The sequence below is a fragment of the Pantoea phosphatilytica genome, from assembly GCF_051025615.1.
GTDB lineage: Bacteria > Pseudomonadota > Gammaproteobacteria > Enterobacterales > Enterobacteriaceae > Pantoea.
In genome coordinates this window covers 870556-897143 of sequence record NZ_JBPFDF010000001.1, presented here as the reverse complement: position 1 = coordinate 897143, position 26588 = coordinate 870556, and the positions used below count along the sequence as shown (strand labels likewise).

The 26588-nt window shown below is 59.0% G+C and carries 24 protein-coding genes; 9 read left to right on the top strand and 15 right to left on the bottom strand.

Annotated features, from left to right (window positions below):
* The first annotated feature begins 120 nt into the window (after positions 1-120).
* Both ACR6AS_RS04520 and ACR6AS_RS04515 read left to right on the top strand, forming a co-directional pair.
* The gene (locus ACR6AS_RS04520; RefSeq protein WP_111139100.1) at positions 121-1512 is read left to right on the top strand and encodes an L-cystine transporter; all 1392 of its coding nucleotides are present in this window, start codon (positions 121-123) and stop codon (positions 1510-1512) included.
* A gap of 182 nt (positions 1513-1694) precedes the next feature.
* Positions 1695-2102: a DUF6515 family protein gene (locus tag ACR6AS_RS04515; RefSeq protein WP_111139101.1), complete on the top strand. Its 408-nt coding sequence runs from the start codon at positions 1695-1697 to the stop codon at positions 2100-2102.
* 61 nt (positions 2103-2163) lie between these two features.
* Here ACR6AS_RS04515 and osmE read toward each other — a convergent pair whose 3' ends face one another.
* Positions 2164-2499 carry an osmotically-inducible lipoprotein OsmE gene (gene osmE / locus ACR6AS_RS04510; protein ID WP_111139102.1) on the bottom strand — a complete coding sequence of 112 codons (336 nt, stop codon included), beginning with the start codon at positions 2497-2499 and terminating at the stop codon, positions 2164-2166.
* Positions 2500-2781: 282 nt separating this feature from the next.
* Between osmE and ACR6AS_RS04505 the strand changes: the two genes are divergently transcribed.
* The 4 genes from ACR6AS_RS04505 (at position 2782) to cho (ending at position 6803) form a co-directional block, all read left to right on the top strand.
* A complete protein-coding gene (locus ACR6AS_RS04505) occupies positions 2782-3984 on the top strand; it encodes a multidrug effflux MFS transporter (protein WP_111139103.1) in 1203 nt (400 codons plus the stop codon).
* 118 nt (positions 3985-4102) lie between these two features.
* The gene (gene nadE / locus ACR6AS_RS04500; RefSeq protein ID WP_111139104.1) at positions 4103-4927 is read left to right on the top strand and encodes an NAD(+) synthase; all 825 of its coding nucleotides are present in this window, start codon (positions 4103-4105) and stop codon (positions 4925-4927) included.
* Between the two features lie 60 nt (positions 4928-4987).
* On the top strand, positions 4988-5875 hold the full coding sequence (yddG, locus tag ACR6AS_RS04495; protein ID WP_434161275.1) for an aromatic amino acid DMT transporter YddG: 888 nt from the start codon (positions 4988-4990) through the stop codon (positions 5873-5875).
* Between the two features lie 67 nt (positions 5876-5942).
* Positions 5943-6803, top strand: a complete 861-nt coding sequence (gene cho / locus ACR6AS_RS04490) for an excinuclease Cho (RefSeq protein ID WP_111139106.1) — start codon at positions 5943-5945, stop codon at positions 6801-6803.
* Between the two features lie 73 nt (positions 6804-6876).
* On the opposite strand, the gene spy is transcribed toward cho, so the two are convergent.
* The 6 genes from spy to ACR6AS_RS04460 form a co-directional block, all read right to left on the bottom strand.
* Positions 6877-7371, bottom strand: a complete 495-nt coding sequence (spy, locus tag ACR6AS_RS04485) for an ATP-independent periplasmic protein-refolding chaperone Spy (protein ID WP_293769801.1) — start codon at positions 7369-7371, stop codon at positions 6877-6879.
* A 307-nt stretch (positions 7372-7678) separates the two neighbouring features.
* Positions 7679-8674, bottom strand: coding sequence for a succinylglutamate desuccinylase (astE, locus tag ACR6AS_RS04480; RefSeq protein ID WP_293769799.1), 996 nt, complete (start codon positions 8672-8674; stop codon positions 7679-7681).
* Positions 8675-8724: 50 nt separating this feature from the next.
* Positions 8725-10053 (bottom strand): N-succinylarginine dihydrolase, encoded by a 1329-nt coding sequence (gene astB / locus ACR6AS_RS04475; protein ID WP_111142057.1) that lies wholly within the window; start codon positions 10051-10053, stop codon positions 8725-8727.
* Complete coding sequence (astD, locus tag ACR6AS_RS04470; RefSeq protein WP_434161271.1) at positions 10040-11518, bottom strand: succinylglutamate-semialdehyde dehydrogenase; 1479 nt, start codon at positions 11516-11518, stop codon at positions 10040-10042. The genes astB and astD overlap by 14 nt, the downstream gene beginning before the upstream one ends.
* Complete coding sequence (astA, locus tag ACR6AS_RS04465) at positions 11515-12546, bottom strand: arginine N-succinyltransferase (protein WP_434161269.1); 1032 nt, start codon at positions 12544-12546, stop codon at positions 11515-11517. The genes astD and astA overlap by 4 nt, the downstream gene beginning before the upstream one ends.
* Positions 12543-13763 (bottom strand): aspartate aminotransferase family protein, encoded by a 1221-nt coding sequence (locus tag ACR6AS_RS04460; protein ID WP_418802533.1) that lies wholly within the window; start codon positions 13761-13763, stop codon positions 12543-12545. Before ACR6AS_RS04460 ends, astA begins: the two co-directional genes overlap by 4 nt.
* Before the next feature lie 929 nt (positions 13764-14692).
* On the opposite strand from ACR6AS_RS04460, the gene ACR6AS_RS04455 reads away from it, so the two are divergent.
* Positions 14693-15766 (top strand): porin, encoded by a 1074-nt coding sequence (locus ACR6AS_RS04455; RefSeq protein ID WP_111142053.1) that lies wholly within the window; start codon positions 14693-14695, stop codon positions 15764-15766.
* A gap of 48 nt (positions 15767-15814) precedes the next feature.
* Here the strand turns inward: ACR6AS_RS04455 and ACR6AS_RS04450 are convergent, their stop codons facing one another.
* Positions 15815-17386 carry a putative bifunctional diguanylate cyclase/phosphodiesterase gene (locus tag ACR6AS_RS04450; RefSeq protein ID WP_434161265.1) on the bottom strand — a complete coding sequence of 524 codons (1572 nt, stop codon included), beginning with the start codon at positions 17384-17386 and terminating at the stop codon, positions 15815-15817.
* Between the two features lie 658 nt (positions 17387-18044).
* Between ACR6AS_RS04450 and ACR6AS_RS04445 the strand changes: the two genes are divergently transcribed.
* The gene (locus ACR6AS_RS04445; protein ID WP_434161264.1) at positions 18045-18527 is read left to right on the top strand and encodes a MarR family winged helix-turn-helix transcriptional regulator; all 483 of its coding nucleotides are present in this window, start codon (positions 18045-18047) and stop codon (positions 18525-18527) included.
* A gap of 87 nt (positions 18528-18614) precedes the next feature.
* Positions 18615-18815, top strand: a complete 201-nt coding sequence (locus ACR6AS_RS04440; protein ID WP_199560010.1) for a hypothetical protein — start codon at positions 18615-18617, stop codon at positions 18813-18815.
* Between the two features lie 136 nt (positions 18816-18951).
* Here the strand turns inward: ACR6AS_RS04440 and ACR6AS_RS04435 are convergent, their stop codons facing one another.
* The 7 genes from ACR6AS_RS04435 to ACR6AS_RS04405 all read right to left on the bottom strand — a co-directional run bounded on the left by ACR6AS_RS04435 (position 18952) and on the right by ACR6AS_RS04405 (position 26588).
* Complete coding sequence (locus ACR6AS_RS04435; protein WP_293770259.1) at positions 18952-20385, bottom strand: YchO/YchP family invasin; 1434 nt, start codon at positions 20383-20385, stop codon at positions 18952-18954.
* A gap of 174 nt (positions 20386-20559) precedes the next feature.
* A complete protein-coding gene (locus ACR6AS_RS04430) occupies positions 20560-21357 on the bottom strand; it encodes an SDR family oxidoreductase (RefSeq protein WP_111140230.1) in 798 nt (265 codons plus the stop codon).
* 11 nt (positions 21358-21368) lie between these two features.
* Positions 21369-22436, bottom strand: a complete 1068-nt coding sequence (locus tag ACR6AS_RS04425) for an ABC transporter permease (protein WP_293769780.1) — start codon at positions 22434-22436, stop codon at positions 21369-21371.
* A 163-nt stretch (positions 22437-22599) separates the two neighbouring features.
* A complete protein-coding gene (locus ACR6AS_RS04420; protein WP_111140232.1) occupies positions 22600-24132 on the bottom strand; it encodes a sugar ABC transporter ATP-binding protein in 1533 nt (510 codons plus the stop codon).
* Between the two features lie 10 nt (positions 24133-24142).
* Positions 24143-24754: a DUF2291 family protein gene (locus ACR6AS_RS04415; RefSeq protein ID WP_111140233.1), complete on the bottom strand. Its 612-nt coding sequence runs from the start codon at positions 24752-24754 to the stop codon at positions 24143-24145.
* A 45-nt stretch (positions 24755-24799) separates the two neighbouring features.
* Positions 24800-25735: a D-ribose ABC transporter substrate-binding protein gene (locus ACR6AS_RS04410; RefSeq protein WP_111140234.1), complete on the bottom strand. Its 936-nt coding sequence runs from the start codon at positions 25733-25735 to the stop codon at positions 24800-24802.
* Between the two features lie 55 nt (positions 25736-25790).
* Positions 25791-26588 (bottom strand): GolD/DthD family dehydrogenase, encoded by a 798-nt coding sequence (locus ACR6AS_RS04405; protein WP_288478464.1) that lies wholly within the window; start codon positions 26586-26588, stop codon positions 25791-25793.

The following is a 26588-nucleotide window of genomic DNA, read 5'->3' as shown; positions in this document are numbered from 1 at the left end:
ATACCATTTGGATATAAGGCACCCTCTTCGCCTGCTGTTACCATTCCTGCTGTCTTAATTCGTGATTAACATTATGCGGCCTTCCTGACCCGGAAGGCCGCATTACTCTGGAGTTTCAGTATGGACCTTCCTCTTACGCTTAATATCGTGGCCTTTGTGGTGCTGCTGGTATTGCTCTCCCGCTTCAGCCGTCAGAACTGGAGCCTGTCGAAAAAGGTGCTGACCGGTCTGGTGATCGGCGTGCTGTTCGGCCTGGTGTTACAGCTGATCTACGGCGAAAACAGCGCAGTGGTAAAAGCGTCAATCAGCTGGTTCAACATCGTCGGAAATGGCTATGTTCAGCTACTGCAGATGGTCGTGATGCCACTGGTGTTCGTCTCTATCCTCAGTGCGGTCGCCCGTCTGCATAACGCTTCGTCGCTGGGAAAAATCAGCGTACTGACGATCGGCGTTCTGCTGTTTACCACTGCCATCTCGGCGCTGGTGGGCGTCTTCGTCACCGGCCTGTTTGGGCTGAGCGCGGAAGGTCTGGTTCAGGGTGCGCAGGAAACGGCGCGTCTCAGTGCGATCCAGAGTAACTACGTGGGTAAAGTCGCCGATCTGACGGTGCCACAGCTGGTGCTCTCCTTTATCCCGAAAAATCCGTTCGCGGATCTGACCGGCGCGAATCCAACCTCGATCATCAGCGTCGTTATTTTTGCTGCCTTCCTGGGTGTGGCTGCTCTGCAGTTGCTCAAAGATGATGAGGTTAAAGGCCAGCGTGTGCTGGTGGCTATCGACACCCTGCAGTCGTGGGTTATGAAGCTGGTCCGTTTAGTGATGAAGCTGACCCCTTACGGCGTGCTGGCGCTGATGACCAAAGTGGTCGCCGGTTCTAACCTCCAGGACATTATCAAGCTGGGCAGCTTTGTGCTTGCCTCTTACCTTGGCCTGGCCATCATGTTTGGTGTCCATGCGCTGCTGCTGTCGGTCAACGGTATCAACCCGCTGCGCTTCTTCCGCAAAGTATGGCCGGTGATCACCTTCGCCTTTACCAGTCGCTCCAGTGCGGCCACGATTCCGCTGAGTGTTGAAACCCAGACCCGTCGTCTCGGCGTGCCTGAATCGATTGCCAGCTTCTCGGCCTCATTCGGTGCCACTATCGGTCAGAACGGCTGTGCCGGTCTCTATCCGACCATGCTGGCGGTGATGGTCGCGCCGACGGTGGGCATCAACCCGTTTGACCCGCTGTGGATTGCCACCCTGGTCGGCATGGTCACGCTGAGTTCAGCGGGCGTAGCGGGTGTCGGCGGCGGCGCCACCTTTGCGGCCCTGATTGTACTGCCTGCAATGGGCCTGCCGGTGACGCTGGTGGCACTGCTGATCTCCATCGAGCCGCTGATCGATATGGGCCGCACGGCGCTGAACGTCAATGGCTCCATGACCGCCGGCTCCCTGACCAGCCGCTGGCTGGGTCTGACCGACAAGCGCGTACTGGAAAGCGACGACAACGCGGAACTGGCGCACCGCTGATGGCTTTACACCTGGCGCGCCCGCGCCAGGTTCTCTTCTCTTCTCCATAATCTTCCCCGTTAATGGCGACGCCGTTAAGAAAGCGTTAAGCGTGGTAAAGAGGCGAAAATTTGCCGCTTTATTGCTTGTCTTTGCCCGTGAAAAAGCGAATTCTGCCTCCAGTTTTATGAGGAGAACACCCGATGAAAAAAATTATCGCCTCGCTTCTGACGCTGACGCTGCTTACGCCTGCGCTGGCGCTGGCTCACCCCGGTGACTGGGGCCCGCCGGGCGGCTGGGGACGGCATGGCGGACCCGGCCCGCACTGGGGCGGTCCCGGCCCCCACTGGGGTGGACCGCTGCGCTTCTTACCCGACGCCGCCACGGCGGTGCTGATCGGCGGGCTCACCTACTACCTGCTGAATGGCAGCTATTATCAGCGTCACGGCGATGAATATGTGGTGGTCGAGCCGCCGGAGGAGTCGCGGGTCAGCAATGAGATGCGGGTGCTCGATTTTAATGGCAAACGCTTTTACGTGCAGGCAGGCCACTACTATCAGCGGCAGATCGATGGTGACTATGTTGAGGTGCCGCGTCCGGCCGGATTGTAACGCGTCCCCAACGAAAAACGGCCCGTCATCATGACGGGCCGTTTGCTATTCAGTGAGACGCTTACTGCTGAGCCTGCGGGTCAGTGTCATACTCCGCACAGCTCTGGAAACCGTAGTTCATCACACGGCCGGTATCGTTGTAGCTGACGAAGTAAGTCTGCGCTTTACCGTCACGCTGGCCCAGAACGTAGGTCTGGCAGGTGCCACGCGCGTGAACCATGGTGATTTCAGTCGATGGCGCACCGGCGATCTGACGAACCTGATCGCGGGTCATGCCCTTTTTAACATCCTTTACCACTGGCTTAGTCACGTAGCTTTCCGCACGATCGTAAGTCGTACAACCAGACAGTGCAGCCAGTGTCAGCGCCGCAGCGATACATCCCATCACTTTATTCATCTTGTTGTTCCTCATTGATTGTCCATGTGGAAACAAGCCTGGAACAGAAATGCTGATATATCAAGTTTATGAAGAACAATTCGTGGCACACTGACTGTCAGGATTCCGTAAAGAAGGCTGTGTTACTGTCAGCGCGCACGTATACTTCCCGGCCATCGGGGCAGCCGCCAGCGACCCTTTATGCGCGGCTGCACGCCTCTCTTTCAGCAGGCTGCAACCTGCCTCCGCTTTGCTGGCCTGCCCGATTTCTGTTTACGCCATCGCTGACAACGCTGAGGATAAATGACTCCTGTACACGCAAACCGTCTGACCTATGCCATCACACTTGGTCTGCTGGCCGCACTGGGCCCGCTCTGTATCGACCTCTATCTGCCAGCACTGCCGCAGCTGGCGCAGGATCTCCACACCGAAACCGCGACCGCGCAGCTGAGCCTGACCGCCGGTCTGCTGGGGCTGGGATTCGGCCAGTTACTGTTTGGCCCGATGAGCGATAAGGCGGGCCGTCTGCGTCCGCTGACACTGTCACTGAGCCTGCTGTTTATCGCCTCGCTGGGCTGTGCGCTGGCGCAGGATATCCACCAGCTGCTGCTGGCGCGCCTGTTTCAGGGATTAGCGGGCGCAGGCGGCGCGGTGCTCTCAAGGGCGATTGCCCGCGATATGTACAGCGGCCACGAACTGACGCGCTTCTTCGCGTTGCTGATGCTGGTCAATGGCCTGGCCCCGATCGGTGCGCCGGTGCTCGGCGGCGCGCTGATGACGATCCTGGACTGGCGAGGCATCTTTATGGTGCTGGGCGGCATTGCCATCCTGTTGATCCTGCTGGCGCGCTGGAAACTGCATGAAACGCTGCCTGAGACACGACGCAGTCAGGGATCGATCCTGTCCGCCTACGCGGCACTCGGTCAGGTGGTGACCCACCGCCCCTTTATGGGCTTCTGCCTGACCCAGGGCTTTATGATGTCCGGCATGTTCGCCTATATCGGCGCCTCGCCCTTTGTGCTGCAACAGCTCTATGGTCTCTCGCCGCAGGCATTCAGCTTCTGCTTTGCGGCAAACGGCCTGGGCCTGATCATTGCCTCCCAGACCAGTGCCCGCCTCTGCCCGCTCTGGGGCGAATATCGGGTGCTGAAAGGCGGACTCACGCTGGCCTTTGTGGCCTCCGGCCTGCTGCTGCTGGCCGCGCTGTATCAGGCGCCGCTGCCCCTGCTGCTGGTGGCGCTGTTCTTTTCCATCGCCAGCAACGGGGTGATCGCCACCACCGCTTCCTCCCTGGCGATGCAGAGTCAGGGGCATCGGGCGGGCAGCGCGTCCGCCGTGATCGGCGTAACGATGTTCACGCTGGGGGCGATCACCGTGCCGATCACCGGCATCGGCGGTACCTCGGTCATGAGCATGTGCGCCACCATTTTTGGCTGCTTTATGATGGCGATCCTGATGTTCAGCGTGCTGGCAAAAAAACCGTCACAGCCGCTGAAAACTCACTGATTTCGCAACGATTAGCCAAAATCCGTTGCCGCTTTGGCTTGTTGTTTTCGCCAAGGCACGTTAGCTTTAATAACACGTTCGCATCGAGCCGACAGGCCACTGACCTGAGGAGAAGTTCATGTCACTGCAGCAGGAAATTATTGAAGCACTGGGTGTGAAGCCCACGATCGACGCCAGCCAGGAAGTGCGTGTCAGCGTCGATTTCCTTAAAGCCTATCTGAAACGTCACAGCGGGCTGAAGACGCTGGTGCTGGGGATCAGCGGCGGTCAGGATTCCACCCTGGCGGGCAAGCTGGCGCAGACGGCGATCGCGGAACTGCGCCAGGAGAGCGGCGACAACGACTACACCTTTATTGCAGTGCGTCTGCCCTATGGCGTCCAGGCCGATGAGCAGGATTGCCAGGATGCTCTGGCCTTTATCCAGCCCGACCGTTCGCTGGTGGTCAACATTAAAGAGTCCGTGCTGGCCAGCGAGCGCGCCCTGAAAGAGGCGGGCATCACCCTGTCCGATTTCGTTCGCGGCAATGAAAAAGCGCGTGAGCGGATGAAAGCGCAATACAGCATCGCGGGCATGACCCGGGGTGTGGTGGTCGGCACCGACCACGCCGCCGAGGCGGTCACCGGCTTCTTCACCAAGTATGGCGATGGCGGCACCGACATCAATCCCCTGTTCCGCCTGAACAAGCGTCAGGGCAAGCTGCTGCTGAAACATCTGGGCTGCCCGGAACATCTCTACCTGAAGAAACCCACTGCTGACCTGGAAGATGATCGTCCCGGCCTGCAGGACGAGGTGGCGCTGGGCGTGACCTACGAGATGATCGATGACTACCTGGAAGGTAAAAGCATCGACCCGGAGAATGCCCGGATCATCGAAGGCTGGTATCTGAAAACCGAGCACAAACGTCGCCCGCCGATCACGGTATTCGACGACTTCTGGAAGTAATACGCCGCCTCCTTTGCTCCGGCAAAGGAGGTTCCCTCTACTGATCCTGTTGATGCCCCCATGTCTGCCACCGTTTCGCGCGCGACCCTTGTCGGTCTTGTTGCCATACTGCTCTGGAGTACCACTGTGGGCCTGCTGCGCAGCGTCAGCGAAGCCTTTGGTGCTACCGGCGGCGCGGCACTGATCTACAGCACCACGGCGCTACTGCTCTGTCTGACCCGCGGTCTGCCGCGACCTGGTGCGCTGCCCGCGATCTACCTGTGGCTGGGCGGCGCGCTGTTTGTCGGCTATGAAATCTGTCTGGCGCTGGCGATCGGTCTGGCCAGCGATCGCAGCCAGTCGCTGGAGCTGGGGATGATTAACTATCTCTGGCCCTGCCTGACTATCGTGCTGGCGATCCCCTTTAGTCAGCAGCGTTTCCGACCCTGGCTCTGGCCGGGGCTGCTGCTGTCGCTGCTGGGGATTGTCTGGGTGATGAAAGGCAGCGGCAGCGGCTCGCCCTCTCTGCTGTGGCAGAATATGCAGCGCAATCCTACGGCCTACAGCCTCGCCTTTGTCGCCGCCCTGACGTGGGCGACCTACAACAACCTTACCCGGCGCTTTGCCCGCGGGTCGAACGGCGTCACCCTCTTTTTTGTCCTGACCGCACTGGCGCTGTGGCTGAAGTTTGCCCTCAGCCCCCCACAGCCGATGACCTTTGCCCCAATCCCGCTGCTGGAGGTGGGGTTTGTCGGGCTCTCTACCGCCGTCGCCTATTCCGCCTGGAATCACGGCATCCAGCAGGGAAACCTGACGCTGCTGGCTACCGCCTCCTACTTTACGCCCGTGCTGTCGGCGCTGCTGGGATCGCTGTGGCTTGGCCTGACACCGCCGCTGTCCTTCTGGCAGGGTGTCGCGATGATCACGCTGGGGTCGCTGATCTGCTGGCTGGCGACCCGCGGACGGTAATCAGACCACTGGCGATCATTTCACCAGGCTGTTATGCTGTATGGACAACCAGTAAATGGAGTCCATTTTGGTCAGACGTGCTGCTATGCTTCGCCCCGAACCCGATGCGAATGCAATTTATCAATATCCCGAACACCTGCGTGAATGGCTGGAAGGTCTGCCGAATCGTCCCGGCGTCTACACCTTCCACGGAGAAAGCGAGTCGCTGCCGCTCTATATCGGCAAAAGCGTGAATCTGCGTTCACGGGTCATGTCCCATTTCCGCACCCCTGATGAGGCGAAGATGCTGCGCCAGTCGCGGCGTGTCAGCTGGATCCCGACCGCCGGCGATCTGGGCGCGCTGCTGCTGGAAGCGCAGATGATCAAGACCCAGCAGCCGCTGTTCAATAAGCGATTACGCAAGAACCGGCAGCTCTGCTCGTTGCAGATCACTGACACGAAGCCGCAGGTGGTTTACGCAAAGGATCTCGATTTCAGTCAGTCGCCTAATCTGTTCGGGCTTTACCGCAGCCGCTTTGCTGCCATTGAACGGCTCAAGCAGCTCGCGGATGAGTATCAGCTCTGTCATGGCCTGCTGGGGCTGGAAACACTGAGTGCGGGCCGGGGCTGCTTCCGTTCAGCACTGCGCCGCTGCGCCGGAGCCTGCTGCGGCAAAGAGACGGTCAGCGATCATCAGGATCGGCTGCTTGAAGCGCTGGAAAACGTGCGGGTCTTCTGCTGGCCGTGGCAGGGCGCGGTGGGTCTGGTCGAAGAGGGAAAAGAGATGACCCAGATCCATGTTATCGATCACTGGTTCTATCTCGGCTCCGTTGACAGCATGGAGGAAGCGCGAAAACTGCAGCGGCCCAAAGGCGGTTTTGATCACGACGGCTATAAAATCCTCTGCCGCCCGATTCTCTCAGGTGCCTACCCTATTCTGCCGCTATAAAAAAACCGCCGACGCTGCCCACTCACCTTCAGTGGACAGCGCCGGCGGTCTCAGACCGTTAGCTTAGCAGGGCTTATTCAGCCGGTTCGGCTGACGGTGCCATCTGGCCTTCACGCGGGCCTTTCTCCGTCAGACGCTTTTCAAAGTCAGCGTTGTACTGTTTCTTCTGCTCCGGTGTCAGCACGTTATAGAACTTGTTCTGGGTTTCCAGCATCTTCAGCGCATGCTCTTTCGCATCAGCAGACATCTTCTCTGCCTGCGCCTCTGCTTTGCTCTTATCGAAGCTGTCAGACGCGATAATGCTGTGGGCCGCACGACGCTCGTCCAGTGACGGACGTTTCATCTCTTTACGGCTCTCTTTCAGGATGTCGCGCATCTGAGTCTGCTGCGCTTCGGTCAGTTTCAGCCCTCTGAACATCCGATCCATGCCGTGGTGCATTGGCGGTTTATGCATCGCTTTTTCGCTGCCTGCTGGTGGTGGAGTCAGGTTGTCAGCAGCAGCATGGACGGCGCTGGCTGCACCAAACGCCAGCGAAGAAGCCAGTAAAAGGGAAGTCAGTTTGCGCATAATAGTGTCCTTATATTTCATGATAATGACGACAGCACTCTGTCGCGTCTTCGGAAACAAGCATACGACGCTGAACGTCAACTACTCAGAGCCTGAGTAAAGCCGTGAAAGCATAGAAGACAAAAATCGGGCAATCATGAAGAGAATAAGAAGAAAGGCGTGAGGAATTGAAAAAGAGTATGAATTTCCAGTGAATTTCGCAGAAATCGTGGAGGAGTGTAAGGGTTCTGACAGGAAAGCGGAAGCGGTTCTGCCGCTTTCCTGCCGGTTTTTTCAGGCTGATCCACCCGACCGGGGCGATCCGGCCTCAGAGCGGCAGTGCCTGAGTCTGTTCGCCCTCCTCTATCAGCATAAGCCCGGCGCGCAGTCCGGCAGCCACGCTGGGATTCGGGAACAGCACATACTCCCGCGCCTGCTGCACGTAGTACCGTTTATCGCCATCCTCTGCCAGCAGGGTTCCCTGCGGGAAGGCGGTGAAGTTCAGCGTTTCCGGCGACATGTGCAGCCTGAAATGTTCGCTTAAGCGGGTAATCTGCTGCACCACCCGGTAGTGGCGCGGGCTGGCCGACACGGCAGGCATCGGCTCGCCATAAAGCAGTGCCGCCAGCGCCTGCTCTGCCGCGCGGAACTGACTGAGATCGTTTTCACCGAACGGCAGTGCTTTACCCAGCTCCAGCGTGCAGCTGGCGGCACCAAAATGCTCGCAGCTGAAATGGGTAAAGGTGCCGCCTGGCGCGCGGTGAAACACCAGGGCTTCCAGACCGGCCGCCGCCAGCCAGCTAAGAAATTCGGGCGGCCAGGGCCGTTCGCTGTGCGGCATCACGCCAAACTGCGTGTGCCAGGAGCCGCGAATCGCCGTGTGCATATCAAGATGCCAGCGCGTCTCATCACACGCGCCCTGCTGCCAGAACGTCTCCAGCGTCTGCTCCAGCCGCAGCACGCGCCGCGCCTCATCGCAGTCATCGATCTGCTGCCAGCGCCCGCCAAAGAGCCGGTTAATGTCATAACGCACATAGCGTTTACCGGTGCGCAGCGCAGAGGGATTTCCCAGAATCACCAGCAGGCGTTGCCGCAGTGGCTTTTCGCCCCGCAGCAGCGCATTAACCAGCCTGCTGACGATTTCAACCGGTGCGGTCTCGTTACCATGAATACCGGCGGAGAGCACCAGTGCCTGATTCACCGGTTCGATCGGCTCCAGAATCAGGATGCCGTGATACAACCACTGCCAGCGAAGATGCGCCGTTTCACCCCTGCGCTGATGCGGCGCTTCGCCGGAGAGCGTCTGCTGTAAAAAGTCCTGCATCGTTCCTCCTGTTCACGATGAGCAGGTGGCGGCCGCTGCCGCCACCGCCTTCACTGCTGAAATGCATACACATTTCCTAAGTCTAGCAGCTTCGTCAGCTCATCCAGCGCGTCGCGTCCCTCGCGCAGCAGCTGCGGGTCAATCAGGTCGGCCTGCGTCAGACGATCGCGATAGTGGCGATCCACCCACTCATTCAGCGTGGTGAAAAGCCGATCGTTCATCAGCACCGCCGGATTCACCGCCTGCCGCTCCTCGGGCGTCAGCACGACGCGCAGTCGCAGGCAGGCCGGGCCACCGCCGTTGTACATGCTTTCCCGCAGGTCAAAGACCTTCAGGGCGCTGAGTGGCGTATCCCCTTCGACCTGTTCACACAGGTAGCGCCAGACGCCCTCATGCTGGCGTGACTCTTCCGGCAGCACCAGCATCATGCTGCCGTCGGGATGGGTCAGGAGCTGACTGTTAAACAGATAGGTTTCCACCGCCTCTTTCACCGACACCCGGTTCTCCGGCACCTCCAGCGCCACAAAACCCGGAACACACGCCCGAAGCCGGGCCAGCAGCGCGGGCTGATCCACAAAGGCGTGCTGGTGACAGAAGAGCATCTGCTGGTTACTGACCGCAATCACGTCGTTATGGAAGACGCCCTGATCGATCACCGCCGGATTCTGCTGCGCAAACAGCACGCTGTCGGGTGAAAGCTGATGCAGCCGGGCGACCGCTTCGCTGGCTTCACGGGTCTGCCGGGCCGGATAACGCTGCGGTGCCTTGCCCTCATGGCTGCCGTCGCGTCCGTAGATGAACAGCTGAACGCCGCGCTCACCGTAGTCGCTGCCCAGCCGGTTGTGATTCGCCGCCCCTTCATCGCCAAACAGCGCCACCTGCGGCAACGCATCATGCACGCTGAAATGGCGGTCGTCGCGGAAAATGGACCGCAGCAGAGCAGCCGTTTCCGGCGCTTCTATCGCACGGTGAAACTTGTTGTTGAGGTTCGCTACCGTCAGGTGAACCCGGCCATCGAGACTGTCTGCTGAGGGGGAGACAGTCGCCGCATTGGCGACCCACATTGCGGAGGCGGAACTGGCCACAGAGAGCAGGCCCGGCGCGCTTTTTCCGGCGGCGGCCAGCACCTGCTCATCGCTGCCGCCAAACCCAAGCTGACGCAGCACCGCGATATTGGGCCGCTCGTGCGGCGGGATCACCCCCTGCACAAAGCCCATATCGGCCAGCGCCTTCATCTTCAGCAGCCCCTGCTTTGCGGCCAGACGGGGATTCGACGGCTGCAGCTGATTGCGGGTCGAGGCTTCATTACCAAACGACAGCCCGGCATAGTGATGGGTCAGGCCCACCAGTCCATCGAAATTGGCTTCAGTGGCCTTCATGCAGCGTCTCCTGCAAAGAGAAATCCAGTCCCGGCGACAGCGTGGCGGGCAGCGTCAGATCCGGGGTCTCCAGCGAGGCCATCGGCCAGGCGCAGTAGTCCGCCGCGTACCAGGCGCTGGCACGATGGTTGCCCGACGCACCCACCCCGCCAAACGGCGCGGTACTGGCGGCTCCGGTCAGCGGTTTGTTCCAGTTAACGATCCCGGCGCGCGCCTCCAGCAGCAGCCGTTCAAACTGCGCACGCTCAGGGGAGATCAATCCGCACGACAGCCCGTAACGGGTCTGGTTTGCCAGCGCAATCGCCTCGTCGAAGGTGTCATAGCGCATCACGCCAAGCAGTGGCCCAAAGACCTCTTCATCCGGAATCTCCTGCACACCGGTTAAGTCGATGATGCCCGGCGTCAGAATGGCGCGCTGGCGATCCGGCCAGCGCATCGCCAGCAGCACCTTGCCGCCCGCCGCTACCCGCCGCTGCCACTCCGCCATAATCTTCTCTGCCGCGCCGGTGGAGATGACGCTGCCCATAAACGGCTGCGGCTCGGCGTTCCAGGCGGCCGGTTGCAGCCTTCCTGCGACCTCGACCAGACGTTGCAGGAAGGCGTCGCCTGCCGCACCCCGTTTCACCAGCAGACGGCGCGCGCAGGTGCAGCGCTGCCCGGCGGTAATAAAGGCGGACTGCAGCGTAATGTTGACCGCCGCATCCCGATCGGCCGGATCCTCCACAATCAGGGCGTTGTTGCCGCCCATCTCCAGCGCCAGCATCTTCTCAGGCTGACCGGCAAACTGACGATGCAGCTGATAGCCGGTATGCGCGCTGCCGGTAAACAGCAGGCCGTCGATTTGATCGCAGGTCGCGAGCGCCTGACCGGTTTCACGCCCCCCCTGTAACAGCGCCAGCACGCCCGCAGGCAGGCCCGCGGCCAGCCAGAGTTCAGCGGTTTTTTCGGCCGTCAGCGGCGTAAGTTCGCTGGGTTTAAACACCACGCAGTTACCCGCCAGCAGCGCCGGTACGATATGGCCGTTGGGCAGATGTCCGGGGAAGTTATAGGGACCGAACACTGCCAGCACGCCGTGGGGACGATGCCGCAGCGAGCTTTCACCCTCATGCTGCTCACCGGTGCGGCTATGGTACGCCTTTACTGAAAAGCCGATTTTGTTGATCATCGCACCCACTTCGGTCAGGGCTTCCCAGCGCGGCTTGCCGGTTTCGCGGGCGATGATTTCTGCCATTTCAGTTTTATTCGCTTCCAGCCGGGCCGCAAACTGTTCGATGATGGCCTGCCGCTCTGCCAGGGGCCGTCTGGCCCAGGCCGGAAAAGCGGCGCGTGCCGCATCACAGGCGGCGCTGACCTGGGCGGCCGACGCCGCATGGCCCTGCCACAGCATTTCACCGCTGACCGGATCCGTTTTCGTCATCCGCTCAGCGTCGCCGCTCAGCCACTCTCCCTTAATCAGGTGCGTCATGCTGTTTTCTCCTCTTTGCAGAGCGTGACCACGCGCAGGCTGTCGCCCGGCTGGCAGTGCAGCGCCCGCATCTGTTCATCCGTCAGTGATACGCTGTCGCTGTCGGCTTTTGCCGCGATCAGCGCCACGCGGAACTGATGATAATGTTGATTAGCCACCAGGCAGAGCGGCGCATCCACCGGGTTTTCACCGCGTTCGGCGCGGCGCAGGCGGCTCTTGCGCACGGCGCGGATATGATCGATATCGCACTCCAGCGTCGGGCCACCATCGAAGATATCGACATAGTTGAGGTAGCGGAAACCTTCCGCTTCCAGTACTGCCCGGGCAGGCGCGGTCTGCGGATGCACCTGTCCGATAACCGCCTGGGCGTCCGGTGTCAGGTAGTCGATATAGAGCGGATGCTTCGGCATCAGCTCCGCAATAAAGGCTTTCTGACCGGTGCCGCTCAGGAAGTCTGCCTTGCTGAACTCCATAGAGAAGAAGCGGCTGCCGACGCTCTCCCAGAACGGCGAATGACCCTGCTCATCGCTGACGCCACGCATTTCGGCCACGACCCGATCGGTGAAACGCTCGCGGAAACTGGCCATAAACAGGAAGCGGGACTTCGACAGCAGATGACCGTTTTTACCGTCACGGTAGTCGGGATCAAGGAACAGTGTGCAAAGCTCACTGCTGCCGGTATGATCGTTACTCAGCGACAGCGTGGGCAGCGCCGCGTAAACATTCAGCTCTTTCGAGGCGTGAACCTGAGTGCCGACCCGGAAGTTATACCAGGGATCCTGCAGTCCGACCGCCACCTCAATGGCGCAGATGCCGACGGCGCGGTTATCTTCGCTGTCGGCCAGCACAAAAACGTAGCCCTGCTCTGCACGCGGCAGCGTGCCCTCCCAGGTCTGCAGCGACCGCTCGATACGCGCCTGTAACGTTGCACTGTCGGCGGGCAGCGAGGTCAGCCCGCCCCCCGTTTTACCGGCCAGCGCCATCAGCTGGCTCAGGTCATCGCGTTCAACCGGACGGATGACCATCATGATGCCGATCCCCGCACCAGACGCTCACAGGTTTCCGCAAAGCGTGCCATGCCCAGCTTCACTTCCTGCTCGCTGATATTCAGCGCCGGGGCAAAGCGTACGACGTTGGCACCCGCGATCAGGACCATCACGCCCATTTCTGCGGCGGCAAGGTTGATCGCTTTCGCTTTACCGGCGAACTCATCGCTCAGAACGGCGCCAATCAGCAGGCCAAGGCCGCGCACCTCTTTAAACAGGTTCAGGCGCTGATTGATCTCGTTCAGCGCCGAGACAATCCACTGGTGACGCTGCGTGACGCCCGCCATCACCTCGGGCTGATTGATCAGCTCCATCACTTTTCCGGCCACCGCACCGGCCAGCGGATTGCCGCCGTAGGTCGTGCCGTGTGTGCCGACGCCCATGACGTTCGCCAGATCGTCGCGTGTCAGCATCGCACCAATCGGGAAGCCCCCGCCCAGCGCTTTGGCGCTGGTAAGCACATCCGGCGTGACACCATAGTGCATATAGGCATAGAGCGACCCGGTGCGGCCGACCCCGCTCTGCACCTCATCAAAAATCAGTACAGCCTGATGTCTGTCGCAGAGTTCGCGCAGACCGCGCAGAAACGCCGGATCGGCAGGCAGTACGCCACCCTCACCCTGAATCGGCTCCACGATCACGGCGCAGGTATGGTCATTGATCAGATCGGCTGCCGCAGCCAGATCGTTAAACGGCGCATGCTGGATCTCGGGCGGCAGCGGGGCAAAATCTTTTGAATAGGCAGGCTGACCGCCGGCTGAGACGGTGAACAGGGTGCGGCCATGAAACGCGTTCTTAAACGCCACGATGCCACTCTTATGGGGACCAACCCGGTCGTGCGCCACTTTACGCGCCAGCTTCAGCGCCGCTTCGTTCGCTTCTGCACCGGAGTTGCAGAAGAAGACCCGGTCCGCAAAAGTGGCGTCGATTAGCTGTTTCGCCAGCCGGAGAATGGGTTCGTTGGTGTAACCATTACCGGTATGCCACAGACGCGCCGCCTGCTCCTGCAACGCCTGCTGTAACGCCGGATGCGCATGTCCCAACGCATTGACCGCAATGCCGCCAGCAAAATCGATGTAGTCTTTGCCGTTCTGATCCCAGACGGTAGAGCCCTCTGCGCGAACCGGTATAAAAGTCGCAGGCGCATAAACCGGCATCATCCATTGGTCGAAATCGTGACGTGAAACGTGCAGTGCCATAACCCATTCTCCTGCCTGGCCTTACCGGTCTGGTAAAGCTTTTGTTTTAAAATTGTTAAGGGATGTTGTAATGCTGTCCTACTGTAATTTGCACTTAGCGTGCCAGCCAGAGAATTTGTGCATAAAACAGGAGCGATAACGGAATATCAATGATTTACGCAGCGCCATTATTCACTTAATTTGCATATATAGTGAATAATTATCTTATCGCAGCGCCACGGCCGGTTTTTAAATAGCGGAATTATGCAAATACCGGATGAAATATCGCTTTTGTGATCGCTGATAAACTATCTCTCCAAAAAAACCCATTTTGCGCCCTGTTCTGGCGCGCTCTGCCTCGTAACGGTGCAGCGGCGATCGCACCCGCTGAGCAGACCGATCTCCGTGATCCGGTGAGATTTAACAAAGCATTTTCGCTTATTGCGGCACGCGCTGTTTAATTAAGAGACACTTTACGGCGTTTTTTTAAACAACGGCAGATTATTCCACCCGGATGGATGCGGACTATTTCCAGCGTGATTATTCTGACAGGAAGCGTTATTTAAAAATTGATGAAAAGAAATTAATACGCAGGCTAATGGTTAGAGCTTAAGCCATAAATTTTCATTCCCCTGCCATAAATTAAATTTAATCAGGCTGGTGAATTCAGTGGTTTAAAAACAGACAACCCAGATTAAACTCCATTCCGTAAAATAATTCAAGCAATTGAATTTAAATCACTTTTTATTAGTAAACTAAAAAAACCAGTCAGAAGAAAATATTATTACCTTTGCAGGCTATCGGCTTTATCTTGCCATTATCTGTACAGTGAATATAGACATCACATTTTGTTACGTATATTGCGCTTTGTAATTTTCCGGTTTTATGGCACTTTCGTTGCGCCCCTTTCAGGGGATAATAATAATGAATCAGGACAGGGTAATAATAAAATGATGAAGCGTACTTTACTGGCGGCTGTGATGCCGTTACTGCTCGGTCTCGCCTCCGCCCAGGCGGCAGAGATTTATAACAAGGATGGCAATAAGCTGGATCTGGTTGGCAAGATCAACGTCTCCCATCTCTTTTCTGACGATGTGAAAAATGACGGTGATACCTCTTCCTATTCCCGCCTGGGTTTCAAGGGTGAAACTAAAATCAACGATCAGCTGACCGGCTATGGCTTCTGGCAGTATCAGTACAGCCTCCGCAACTCCGAAGGCAGTGACGCGCAGACCGGCAACCGTACCCGTCTGGGCTATGCGGGCCTGAAGTTTGGCGAAGCGGGTTCACTGGACTACGGTCGCAACTACGGCCTGGTCTATGACGTGCTGAGTTACACCGATATGCTGCCATTCTTCGGCGGCGACTCCGGCTATACCGATGCCTTCCTCTCTGGCCGCTCGACCGGTGTACTGACCTGGCGTAACAGCGACTTCTTTGGTCTGGTTCAGGGCTTAAATCTGGCCGCGCAGTATCAGGGCAAAAACGATCGCAGCAGCAATACGGACGGTGTCCGTCGCTCCAACGGCGATGGCTTCGCCCTCTCCGCCTCTTACGACTTCGATTTCGGCCTGAGTTTTGCCGGCGCGTTCGCCAGCCTGGATCGCACCACCACGCAGAACACGGCCGCACGCGGTGAAGGCGAAAAAGCGCAGCACTGGGCGACCTCGGTGAAATATGATGCGAACCAGGTTTATCTGGCGGCGATGTACGGGGAAACCCTGAACGCCACGCCGATCACCGGCGGCTTCGCGAATAAAGCGCAGAACGTTGAAGCGGTAGCGCAGTATCAGTTCCTGAACGGTTTCCGTCCTTCGGTGGGCTACGTCTCGTCGAAAGGCAAAGAGATCGAGAATATCGGCGATGCTGACATCGTTAAATACACTGCGGTCGGCGCAACCTACTACTTTAACAAGAACATGTCGGTGTATGGTGAATACCGTATCAACCTGCTGAAAGAGAAAAACCCGCTCGGTCTGGCAACCGACGACATCACCGCGCTGGGCCTGATTTACCAGTTCTGATATGAAACGGAGAGCCGGTTCGGATTACCGGGCCGGCCTGATGCAGGTTCAGGCCGCAGGCGGCCTTTCGCCTGGCGACCTGACTAAGCTCACGGCCACCGACTCCTGCATCAGCTCCTCCATATTCGCGGAGGCCAGCAGCGTGGTGGCCTGCCCGGCAGGAACCGGACGACTGAAGAGATAGCCCTGACCGTAATCGCAGCCGCGCTTTCTCAGCCACCGCAGCGTGGCCACATCCTCAATTCCCTCCGCCGTGATCACCACATTCAGCCCCTGACAGAGCATCAGCAGCATCTCAACCACTTTTCGCTGCTCTACCCCATTCACGATGCCCGCGACGAACGACTGGTCAATCTTGATCTTGGTGATGCCCAGCCCCAGCAGTGCGGAAAGATTCGAATAGCCCGTGCCGAAATCATCCAGCACCACCCCGATGCCGTCCTCTTTCAGCAGGCGAATCGCCTGGCGGGCATCGTCGGAGATATCCATGACATTCTGTTCCGTGATCTCCAGTTCCAGCATTACCGGTCCGGCGTGCTGCATGATGCGGGAGAGACAGCCAGTCAGCGCCGGTCTCAGCAGCTGTTCCGGCGTAATATTCAGCGACAGGCAGAGTCCGGCGGGCCATGAACGGGTGGCACTGACTGCATCCTGCAGCAGCGCCACGGTCAGGCTGTCCATCAGCCCCAGCCGCTCGACCACAGGCAGAAACTCAGCGGGAGAAACCGACTGACCCGATGCGGTGATCCAGCGTGCCAGGATCTCAAAACCGGTGATGTTGCCGGTGCGCAGCGACACCAGCGGCTGCAGAAAAGGAACGATGGCGTGACCGCTGACGGCGGCCACCACCTCCTGCTCCATCTTCTCCCGCTGGCGAAAGCGTCGCTCCATGTCCGGTGAGAATTGCGCCAGATGCGACCGCTTATTGCACTTGGCCTCCTGGAGCGCCAGATCGGCCGCCCGGACCACATCGGCCTGAGCTGTGCAGGCTGAGCTGGCAATGCCCACAGAGAGACTGAGGCTGGTGTGCGGACCGGTCCGAATTGCGTTCGCGCGCTGGCACAGCTTTTCGGCAGCCGCCGACGCCTGTTCAGGCGTAAAGTGAGCCGTGACCAGGGCAAACTCATCGCCGCCAATGCGAAACACCTCGCTCTCCGTACTGGCGAAGGCGGTCAACAGGTTAGCCAGCGCGATCAGCGTGGTATCGCCCTGAAGATGACCGTTAAGATCGTTGATAATCTTGAATTCATTGATATCGAGCAGCGTCAGGGTAAAGGGCGTGCCGCTGGCGTCGAGCGCCGCGAGATGGGCACTCAACGATCGGCGGTTCATTACCCCCGTCAGGGCATCGGTGCCGGCCAGCCTGAGCGCGTTTTTTTTCGCATTCAGCGTTTTGCGGATCAGACTGGCGATCAGCAACGCCGGAATGATCATCGCCAGCAGGGCAAACGAGGAAGAGGTCAGGATAAACCGCAGTCGCTCGCTGGTTTCAAAATTCGAGTCATAGCTCAGACCCAGCAGCCTGAAAAGCCAACCCTCAAGCCCGAACTCCCACAGCGTGGAGAGTAAAATGATGGTCGCAATATTCAGCACTGCGAGCCAGAAAAGTTTCAGGCGCATGCGTTCATTCCCGGTGTTGAAAAGTGTCAGAATTCTCTTTTGGTTATCAGTAAAAACCGGGGCGTTTTTTTTATAGATTGTCTGCTCAGTGGCCGACGATGATTACCCCTCCACGCACTCTGCTGTCAGAAATCATGGTTCTTACCCGTCCCGATGCGCAGGCGAGCATCATGCGCCAGCCAGCCGCTTGCAGGTCATCGCATTCATAACGATGAATGTTCTATCGGCAGCGGCGGCCGGATTAACAGGCCCATCTTATTAAATTTGTGCACTGCGACGACTTTTCGGCGCCGGGAACGGCGACGCCTGCCGTCGGACACGCGTAATTTGACAAGGGCAGCGCCGCGTCAGCGGCTGGGTAAAAAGCTGAAATCTGGCGGGCAAACCGAAGCGGCAAGGCGGCCCTGCAGATGGCCCTTGCGGGATCGCCGCCAGTCAGATTGACATCAATTTAGTTTGACTCAATACTGTCTGCAGTTTCAGCCGGGCTTACCGCTAAGGGCTTTCCTTTCCGCCGCGCCAGCGCCTGAAAGCCTGATGTTTCATCTCTGCAAAGAGAGACTGTTACCTTCGACCCGATCCGGAAAATGCACATGACTTCACGACCGAAAATGTCCGTAGTCTGGCCGTTCTGCCCCTGACTCATCTGAGAAATAATATGAATAATGAAACCGCGGGGATCGCTGAGACGTCTTCCGCCAGTGCGGCACCAGAAACCATCGACCAGTTTCTCTGCTTTGCCCTCTATTCCGCCTCACACGCGATGACGAAGCTCTATCAGTCACGGCTGAAGCCGCTGGGACTGACCTATCCGCAATATCTGGTGCTGCTGGTGCTATGGGAAAAAGATTGCCTGACCGTGTCAGAAATTGGCGCCCGCGTCCGGCTTGATTCCGGCACACTCAGTCAGCTTCTGAGACGGCTTGAAAGCGCCGGTATTCTCTGCCGCCAGCGTGACACCGCAAAGGATGAGCGCCGGGTGATCGTCTCGCTGACGGAACAGGGCCATCAGCTCAAAGTCACGGCAGCGGGCGTCCCGGCAGACATGGTCTCTGTGATGGATACTGCCTGCAGCGAATTGAGTGAACTGACGGCCCGGGTCGCTATGCTGCGCGAAAAACTGCTCAGGGCACTGCCATGAGTGTGGCTGATGAGCTGACCGGGCGGAATCGCCCGAGGCGGATCGGTTCAGCGGCTGTTCAGCAAAACCGTTGCCCTGGAGTCTCTTTTGAGCAGCAATAAACCGGTAGATATGGATGATGTTCATGCCGTCGTCGGGCACGCGGTCGCCAGCCTGCTGCAGTCAGGTCAGACGGCAGGCATCCGGGATATCATCGCCTTTCTGAAAAATAAGGAAGCCCACGCCGTCAATGGTCAGAGGGAGCTTTACGCCAGAGCCATTCATATTGTGAAAAGCCTGGTGAACTGACCCCCGCAGACGGGCAGCTTTTCTGCGCCCGCTGAGCTGCCCGGCGGGATGTGCCTCCGGGCTGGTCGCACGCTTCCGCCATTGCTGCCCCTTCTCTGTTCACTCACGTTTGCGCCTCTCCGCACTGCGTCACCCTCTACAGAGCGGCGCCGGCGGGGGCCATCAAATCAAAGCGATCGCTCTGCGGCGACGCATCCATCGGCATCGGTGGCTCGATCTTCAGCGTGATCCAGTTTGAGGTGACCCGCTGCTGCTTACTGTCCTCCAGCGTCACCGACAGGCGATATTCGTTGCTGGCGTCCGGCGACGGATCCCACTGCGGCAGGATCACACTCCAGCCGTGCGGATCGGCGTTATTCGCCGGTGGCGTCAGGCTCAGCGCCTGGGTGTCGCCCTGCCAGCTGACGGCTTTGATGGCGTTGCTGGCGCGCACCTGTAACTTCAGCGGCAGGCTCTCGCCGCTGCTTAACTGCCAGGGCGGCGTCGCCAGGAAGACTGACAGGGTTTTACGCTGGCGGAAGGCGAGCACCGGCGTCGTGTTGCGGGTGACGGTATCGTAGCGGCTGCCACGCAGCGAGTGCGCTTCGGCGACGTTCGCGGCATCGAGCTGACGGCTCAGCGCCACGCCGAACCGGTAGTTAAGTTTCAGCCCCAGCTGGTCCTGGCTTTCACCGGCGCTGCTGGTTTTGTGGGTCGCGGAGAGCGTCACCAGCGGCACCGGCGTGTAAGAGAGGCCGAACGACATGGCGGAAGGATTGTGATAGCGGTTGCCGCTGTTAAACAGATCGACATTATCCCCCAGATATTGCTGATAGCTGACCGACATGCCCAGCTGGCGATAGAAAGGCAGGTAACTCTGGCTGGTAATGTCATAGCCGCGCGCCATGCGCTGCTGCTGTGAACTGCTGAGGTTTTTCCAGCCGGAAAGCGGCTGATAGTAGTTAGCCGAAAGCCGCATCGCGTCGCTCCAGGCCTCCGTTCCCACCGAGGCCCGCTGCAGACCACTGCTGAAGATCCGATCGACAAACCCGTTGTAGCCCAGCAGCCAGTTGCCGGCTTCCCAGCGCTGCCCCAGACCCGCACTGCCCACCAGCCCGTTCTCGGTATCGTGCAGACCCAGCTGGCTGAAGGTCAGCAGGCTGTTCTCATCGGCCAGGGCGCTGAAGAGATCGCCGCCGGTGCCGGTGAAGTTGCCGTCCATGTCCACGTTAAGATCCAGCTGCGCCGTTCCGTAAGGGGAAAGCAGCGACTGCCCTTCGCTCTCGATCCGCCCGGCCACTTCATCGCGCAGATGATTGAACGCCCAGACGCCCGCCTGCTGGCCAAACGTGACATCGCTGTCGCTGTTGTTGCTCGCCTCGCCGATACTTTTGGCAACGGCGGCCAGCTTTTTACTCCACTCTTCATCCTGATCGCTCACGCTGCCCAGCGTCGGCAGCGACGCACTGTAGCGCGCAGGATCATCGAAGGGTGTCTCTGACACCCGCGTTTCAGTCTGTATCGCGCGGACGCTCTGCGTGGCAGTCAGCGACAGCGCAATAAAAGCGTAAACCCCTGTTTTCCGTATCATGTCACCCGGCACATTGATCTGTCTGTAGCTGCGATAAAAAGTCAAAAACATTGACTATTACCTTAACATATTGTGATGGTGATGCAGGACAGCCGCGCCATTTTGTGCATATACCAGAAAAGTCTGGCAAAAAAAAAGCCTGCCCACGGGCAGGCCTGCTGGGGATACAGCGGATCAGGAGAAGATTAACCCGCCATCGACGTTGATTGTCTGGCCGGTGATGTAGCGTGCGTCATCGGAGGCCAGAAATGCGACCAGCCCGGCGACATCCTCCGGCTGACCGGCTCGTTTCAGCGGGATGTTATTAACCCACTCAGCCATCAGCTCCCCTTTGCCATAGGTTTTCTCCCCGCTGCTGAGGATCTCGCCCCAGACGCGATCGTTATAGTCCCACATCTCACTCTCAATGATGCCCGGACAGAAGGCGTTGACCGTGATGTTCCACGGTGCCAGCTCCAGCGCCAGACTCTGGGTAATCCCGATCACACCCATCTTGCTGGCGGCGTAGTGCGGCGTGTAGATAAAGCCCTGCCGCCCCTGGCCGGAGGAGGTGTTGATCAGGCTGCCGCTGCGCTGCTGCACCATATACTTCGCCGCCTCACGGCAGCAGAGCCAGACCCCCGTGGTATTCACTGCCAGGATGCGCTCGAAATCGCTTTTCGGCATCGTGTCAAAGCGATCGATAGTGATCACCCCGGCATTCTGTATCGACACGTCGATCCGGCCAAAGCGCGCAAACGCCTGCTGATAGAGCTGCTGCACGGCGGTTTCATCGGTGACATCGACCTGCAGGGCCAGTATCTCACTGCCATAGTGCTGCTGAAGCTGGTCGGCGGTGCTGAAGACCCGGTCATCATTCGAGACCATCACCAGCTTCGCCCCGTCGCGGGCGAAGCGCGCCGCAATGCCGGCTCCGATGCCCCGGCAGGCGCCGGTGATCACGACGATTTTTTCAGGTTGTTCGTGGCTCATAATCGCTCCTGTTAACTGTGACGGACATCAGTGAGGGAAACCGCCTGCTGCTTTTTTTCATGGCGACGCAACAGCACCACTTTGCTTTGCAGACGCTGCTGGAACTGGTCGATCACCACCGCTGTCACGATCACCAGACCTTTAATCACCATCTGCCAGAAGTCGCTGACACCCATCATCACCATGCCATCCGCCAGGAAGACGATAACGAACGCACCAATGATCGAGCCTGAAACCCGCCCGCGGCCGCCCGCCAGCGCCGTGCCGCCCAGAACGGTGGCACCAATGGCGTCCATCTCAAACATGTTGCCAGTCATCGGGTGCGCGGTCTGAAGCTGAGAGGCGACCACCAGCCCGACCAGGCCTGCACAGAGGCCGGAGAAGGCGTAGACAAAGATCTTCACCTTGATAATCGGCACGCCTGCCAGCCGCGCGGCGGACTCGTTGCCGCCGATGGCATAGATATAGCGTCCCAGCGGGGTTTTGCGCGTCAGATAGAGACCGAGCAGCAGAAAGCCGAGCATCAGCCAGATCGGCAGATAGACGCCCAGGAGAGTACCGGAGCCCAGTACGGCAAAACCGGTGTTGCCCAGCGCCGGCAGTCCGACCAGGTTAGCGTAGGTGCCGCCATCGTTGAACAGCAGGGCCGCGCCACGCGCCACATACATCATGCCCAGCGTACAGATAAAGGGGGCCACGCCCAGTCGGGTGATCACGGTGCCGTTAACCAGCCCCACCAGCACGCCAAAGATCGCCACCACCAGAATCACCTCGGGCACGTTGAGGAACAGCGTGTTGCCGCCCCACAGCGGAATGCCGTTGGTCAGCAGCGCACCCGCGACCATGCCGCAGATCCCGGCGACCGCGCCGACCGAAAGATCGATGCCACCGGTCAGGATCACCAGCGTCATCCCAATCGCCAGCAGGCCGGTGATCGCCACATGCTGCGTCATAATCAGCAGGTTCGAAGGGGTCAGAAAGTTCGGCACCATCACGCTGAAAAAGGCGACCACAATCAGCAACGCAATAAAGGTGCGTGCCTTGAGCAGATACATATAGAGCAGATATTGTTGATTCATGACATTCTCCGGCCAGCGTAGTGCCTGGCCCACCAGGCATAGTGGTTGCAGACAGTCCGGGCAGGCACCGCGCACCGCAACCCGACGTACAGGCAGTACGTGAGGAGGGTGAACACGGCCCTGGCGCAGACTGACAAATAAAATAGCCTCATGAGACAGGCTCTTAATCCTGTGGGGTAGAGGCGGCGATCAGCTGTTCCCGCGTCGCTGCTGCTCGTGGCAGATCGGCCGTAATCCGGCCATCCGCCATGACCAGAATACGGTCCGCCAGCGCCATCACCTCATCCAGCTCGGAGGAGGAGAACATCACTGCCAGCCCCTGCTGCGCCAGATTCCCGATCAGGTGATAGACATCGGTTTTCGCGCCGACGTCGATCCCGCGCGTCGGTTCATCCAGCAGAACCACCTGTGGCCCGGTCATCAGCGCCTTACCCAGCACCACCTTCTGCTGGTTACCGCCGCTCAGCGACGTCACGGGCAGTTCGGGATCGCTGACCTTGATCGCCAGATGACCAATCATTTCGCTGACCCGCTGCTGCTCCCGGCCCGGATGCAGCCGCCCCAGCGCCCGGCGAAACCCGCGCAGGCTGAAGTCGGAAAGCGTCATGTTGGCGGTGATCGACATCAGCTCAATCACCCCTTCGCCCTTGCGATCTTCGGGCACCAGCGCAAGCCCGCTTTTCAGGCGCTGCTGAAAGTTGCGCTTTGCCAGATCGCTGCCCGCCAGCCGGACCTGCCCCGACTGACAGGGCATCAGCCCAATCAGTCCCTTGAACAGCTCGGTGCGTCCGGCCCCCAGCAGGCCATAGATGCCAATCACCTCCCCCTTGCGCAGCGTGAAGGTGACATCGTTGAGTTTGTAGCCCCCGTTCTGGTGCAGCGCGGTCAGGCCCTCGACCTCCAGCACCGTTTCGCCCTGGGGTGCAGGCTGATAGTCGAACTGCTTTTTCTTGTCGCCCACCATCCGGGCGATGATCCACGGCACGCTGGCGTCGCGCACTTCGCGCTCGCTGATAAAGCGGCCGTCGCGAAAAATGGTGATGTGATCGCCAATCTCCATCAGCTCTTCCAGCCGGTGAGAGATGTAGATGATGGTGACGCCGCGCCGTTTCAGCTGGTCGATGACGCTGAACAGCACTTTGACTTCTGACTGACTCAGGGCGCTGGTAGGCTCATCCATGATCAGCACCCGGGTATCCTTCGACAGCGCCCGGGCGATCTCTACCAGCTGCTGATGACCAATACCCAGCTCGCCCAGCTGTGCATAGGGATCGACATCCAGCTGCAGCCGCTCCAGCAGCGACTTCGCCAGCGCGTACTGATACTTTTCATTGATCACGCCGCGCTGAAAGAATTCGTTGGCGATAAAAATGTTGTCCATCACGTTCATGTTGGGAAACAGGTTCAGCTCCTGAAAAATAATGCTGATCCCGTGCTTTTCCGCCTGATGGGTGGAGTTCAGCGACACCACCCTGCCATCCAGCAGGATCTCGCCGGACGAGGGCGTCTCCACCCCGGCCAGCATCTTCATCATGGTGGATTTACCCGCGCCGTTCTCCCCGATCAGGACATTCACTTTGTTGCGGTAGACCCGGTAATTGACCTGATCGAGCGCCGTGACGCCGGGATAGAGACGCGACACATTGCGCGTTTCGATAATCACATCATCAGCGTGCTGCGGTTGAGAACTCTGCATCTGCCGCTCCTTATTGCCGGGTGATCGCGGCCGGCGTGATATCCGGCAGCTGCTGCGGAATGTCCCAGCTGCTGAACACACCCGTGACCTTTACCTTGTCGCCCACTTTGGGCGCGAACTGCTGCATCAGGCCGGAGGCATGCTGATTAATGGCCTTGCCATAGTCGCCAAACAGCACCTGATCGTTGAAATCCTGATAGCTTGCGCCCCGATAAGCATCCCGCAACGCCGTACCGCGAATGATCGGGCCGGTCTGAATAGTGACACTGTCACCTGATTCATCCTTCACGGTCATCTTTCCGCTGCGTGACGTGGTGTTGAGGGCCGTCACGTCACCCTGCACCGAGACGCTGAACACACAGGGATTCTCCGCTTGACTGCGATAGCCATACTGCTGACAGGCGGTGTCAAAATCTTTGGCAGACTTCAGCGACGTCATCAGCGTCGCCAATGGCCGGGCCTCCGCCTGAATCTGCGGCACCAGCTTCTGTTGCCAGAGCTGGTCGATGTCAGCCATTTTCGGATTGGGGGGGTTTTTCAGGTCAGCCAGCTCCTGCTGCGACACAATTTTGCAGCCGCTTAACAGCATGACCACCAGCGACAGCCAGACTCTTCGGGACATCTTCTTCTCCCTGGCGCCCGCTTGCGCAGGCGCGACAGCGGTTAATTACGACTTATAGTTGAAGTCCTGTACGCCTTTGGCGTTTTCCGGGGTAATCAGAATGCCGCGGAACATCACCCGCTGTTTTTCCGGCTTCACGCCCTTCTGGATGAAATTATCGAGATCGGTCACCCCTTCGGCGGCGATGGCCTGCGCCTGCAGCATAACCGTAGCTTTCAGCGTGCCCGCTTTAACCGCATCGCGCTCATCATTGCTGCCATCGATGCCCACTACGATAACGTCATTCCGGCCAGCGGCTTTCAGCGCCGCAATCGCGCCCAGCGCAACCGGGCCATTGCCGCAGATCACCCCTTTGACGTCCGGGTGCGCCTGCAGGATGCTGTCCATGATGCGCTTGCCGTCGATCAGGGTGCCTTTGGCATCCTGACGCGCCACGCTCTGCATGTCCGGGTACTGATCCAGCACCTGGTGGAATGACTTCGAGCGGGTTACACAGTTATTGTCTGCCAGGTTACAGGCGAGTTCGGCGTACTTACCCTTTTCACCCATCTTCTCCACAAAGACGTTAGCCACATCAGAGCCTGCCTGGAAGTTGTTGTGGGTGATCTGCGCCAGCGCCACATCATCTACCGGGATTTCACGGTTGATCAGCACCACCGGAATACCGGCATCTTTCGCCTTTTTAATCGCCGCAACGCTGGCGGTGGAGTCGGCGTTGTCCAGCACGATACCCTGCACTTTCTTACCGATGGCCGCGTCGATCAGTTCACTCTGTTTTTTTACATCTTCGCCGTGCGACAGCACCGTAGTTTTGTAGCCCAGCTCCTGCGCTTTGAGGTTGGCGCCTTTGGCTTCAGAGGCGTAATAAGGGTTATCGAGGGAGTTAACCAGAATCATAATGGTGCCCTTTTCAGCGGCAAACGCCGCCTGAGACAGCAGACAGGCAGTCACGGCACTACACAGCAGGGTACGGTTTTTCATGATGTTCTCTCTTATCGTTATGGCAGGGTATGGGTTCCCGGGTGTTGAGTCGGCCTTACCAGATGGTAAAGCCACCATCGATCATTAAATCCGCGCCGGTGATCATGTCGCTGCCGTTGCTGGCGAAAAACAGTACGGCGGCGGCGATCTCATCGGTGTAGGCAAAGCGACCCAGCGGGATCAGTTTTTTCATCTGCTCCCCCTTCTCGCCGCGCCAGGCTTTCTCGCCCATCGGTGTCAGCACGACGGTAGGCGACAGGGTATTCACGTTGATCCGGTGCGGCGCAAACTCTTTGGCCATCACTTTGGTCATGCCCAGCAGGCCCGCCTTGGCAGAGGTGTAAGCGACGTGGTTATCAATCGCGATAGAGGCCGCCTGCGAGGCGATATTAATGATTTTGCCGCCCGCGCCCGCCCGGATCATCAGCCGCGCCGCCGCCTGCGAACAGAGAAACGGGCCGGTAAGATTGACGGCAATCTGCTTCTGCCACTCGGCAAAATCGGTCTCTACGACCGGCTGCAGCATCACGTAGCCCGCACAGTTCACCAGTATGTCGATGCGTCCATAGTGAGAAATCACCGCCTCGAATGCCGCCTCCACTGACGCGGGATCGGTGACGTCGCAGCAAATAAACTGCACCTGTCCGGCGTCGAATTCCGCCTGCAGGCTGGCGACCTTCTCCGCCTCAAACGGCGGATAGAGCAGTGCGAGACGCGCGCCCTTCTCCAGCAGCATCCCATTCGTCGCCATGGCGATGCCGCCCAGCCCGCCGGTCACGACCGCGACTTTGTCGGCCAGATTCATTGCGGTATCCACGCCGTAGCGCAGGTTTACGTCATATTCACCACTCAT

Excerpts from the sequence above, each read along its gene's own strand:
- ACR6AS_RS04520 (WP_111139100.1), top strand. The coding sequence starts at position 121 with ATGGACCTTCCTCTTACGCTTAATATCGTGGCCTTTGTGGTGCTGCTG.
- ACR6AS_RS04515 (WP_111139101.1), top strand. The coding sequence starts at position 1,695 with ATGAAAAAAATTATCGCCTCGCTTCTGACGCTGACGCTGCTTACGCCT.
- osmE (WP_111139102.1), bottom strand. The coding sequence starts at position 2,499 with ATGAATAAAGTGATGGGATGTATCGCTGCGGCGCTGACACTGGCTGCA.
- ACR6AS_RS04505 (WP_111139103.1), top strand. The coding sequence starts at position 2,782 with ATGACTCCTGTACACGCAAACCGTCTGACCTATGCCATCACACTTGGT.
- nadE (WP_111139104.1), top strand. The coding sequence starts at position 4,103 with ATGTCACTGCAGCAGGAAATTATTGAAGCACTGGGTGTGAAGCCCACG.
- yddG (WP_434161275.1), top strand. The coding sequence starts at position 4,988 with ATGTCTGCCACCGTTTCGCGCGCGACCCTTGTCGGTCTTGTTGCCATA.
- spy (WP_293769801.1), bottom strand. The coding sequence starts at position 7,371 with ATGCGCAAACTGACTTCCCTTTTACTGGCTTCTTCGCTGGCGTTTGGT.
- astE (WP_293769799.1), bottom strand. The coding sequence starts at position 8,674 with ATGCAGGACTTTTTACAGCAGACGCTCTCCGGCGAAGCGCCGCATCAG.
- astB (WP_111142057.1), bottom strand. The coding sequence starts at position 10,053 with ATGAAGGCCACTGAAGCCAATTTCGATGGACTGGTGGGCCTGACCCAT.
- astD (WP_434161271.1), bottom strand. The coding sequence starts at position 11,518 with ATGACGCACCTGATTAAGGGAGAGTGGCTGAGCGGCGACGCTGAGCGG.
- astA (WP_434161269.1), bottom strand. The coding sequence starts at position 12,546 with ATGATGGTCATCCGTCCGGTTGAACGCGATGACCTGAGCCAGCTGATG.
- ACR6AS_RS04460 (WP_418802533.1), bottom strand. The coding sequence starts at position 13,763 with ATGGCACTGCACGTTTCACGTCACGATTTCGACCAATGGATGATGCCG.
- ACR6AS_RS04455 (WP_111142053.1), top strand. The coding sequence starts at position 14,693 with ATGATGAAGCGTACTTTACTGGCGGCTGTGATGCCGTTACTGCTCGGT.
- ACR6AS_RS04450 (WP_434161265.1), bottom strand. The coding sequence starts at position 17,386 with ATGCGCCTGAAACTTTTCTGGCTCGCAGTGCTGAATATTGCGACCATC.
- ACR6AS_RS04445 (WP_434161264.1), top strand. The coding sequence starts at position 18,045 with ATGAATAATGAAACCGCGGGGATCGCTGAGACGTCTTCCGCCAGTGCG.
- ACR6AS_RS04435 (WP_293770259.1), bottom strand. The coding sequence starts at position 20,385 with ATGATACGGAAAACAGGGGTTTACGCTTTTATTGCGCTGTCGCTGACT.
- ACR6AS_RS04430 (WP_111140230.1), bottom strand. The coding sequence starts at position 21,357 with ATGAGCCACGAACAACCTGAAAAAATCGTCGTGATCACCGGCGCCTGC.
- ACR6AS_RS04425 (WP_293769780.1), bottom strand. The coding sequence starts at position 22,436 with ATGAATCAACAATATCTGCTCTATATGTATCTGCTCAAGGCACGCACC.
- ACR6AS_RS04420 (WP_111140232.1), bottom strand. The coding sequence starts at position 24,132 with ATGCAGAGTTCTCAACCGCAGCACGCTGATGATGTGATTATCGAAACG.
- ACR6AS_RS04415 (WP_111140233.1), bottom strand. The coding sequence starts at position 24,754 with ATGTCCCGAAGAGTCTGGCTGTCGCTGGTGGTCATGCTGTTAAGCGGC.
- ACR6AS_RS04410 (WP_111140234.1), bottom strand. The coding sequence starts at position 25,735 with ATGAAAAACCGTACCCTGCTGTGTAGTGCCGTGACTGCCTGTCTGCTG.
- ACR6AS_RS04405 (WP_288478464.1), bottom strand. The coding sequence starts at position 26,588 with ATGAGTGGTGAATATGACGTAAACCTGCGCTACGGCGTGGATACCGCA.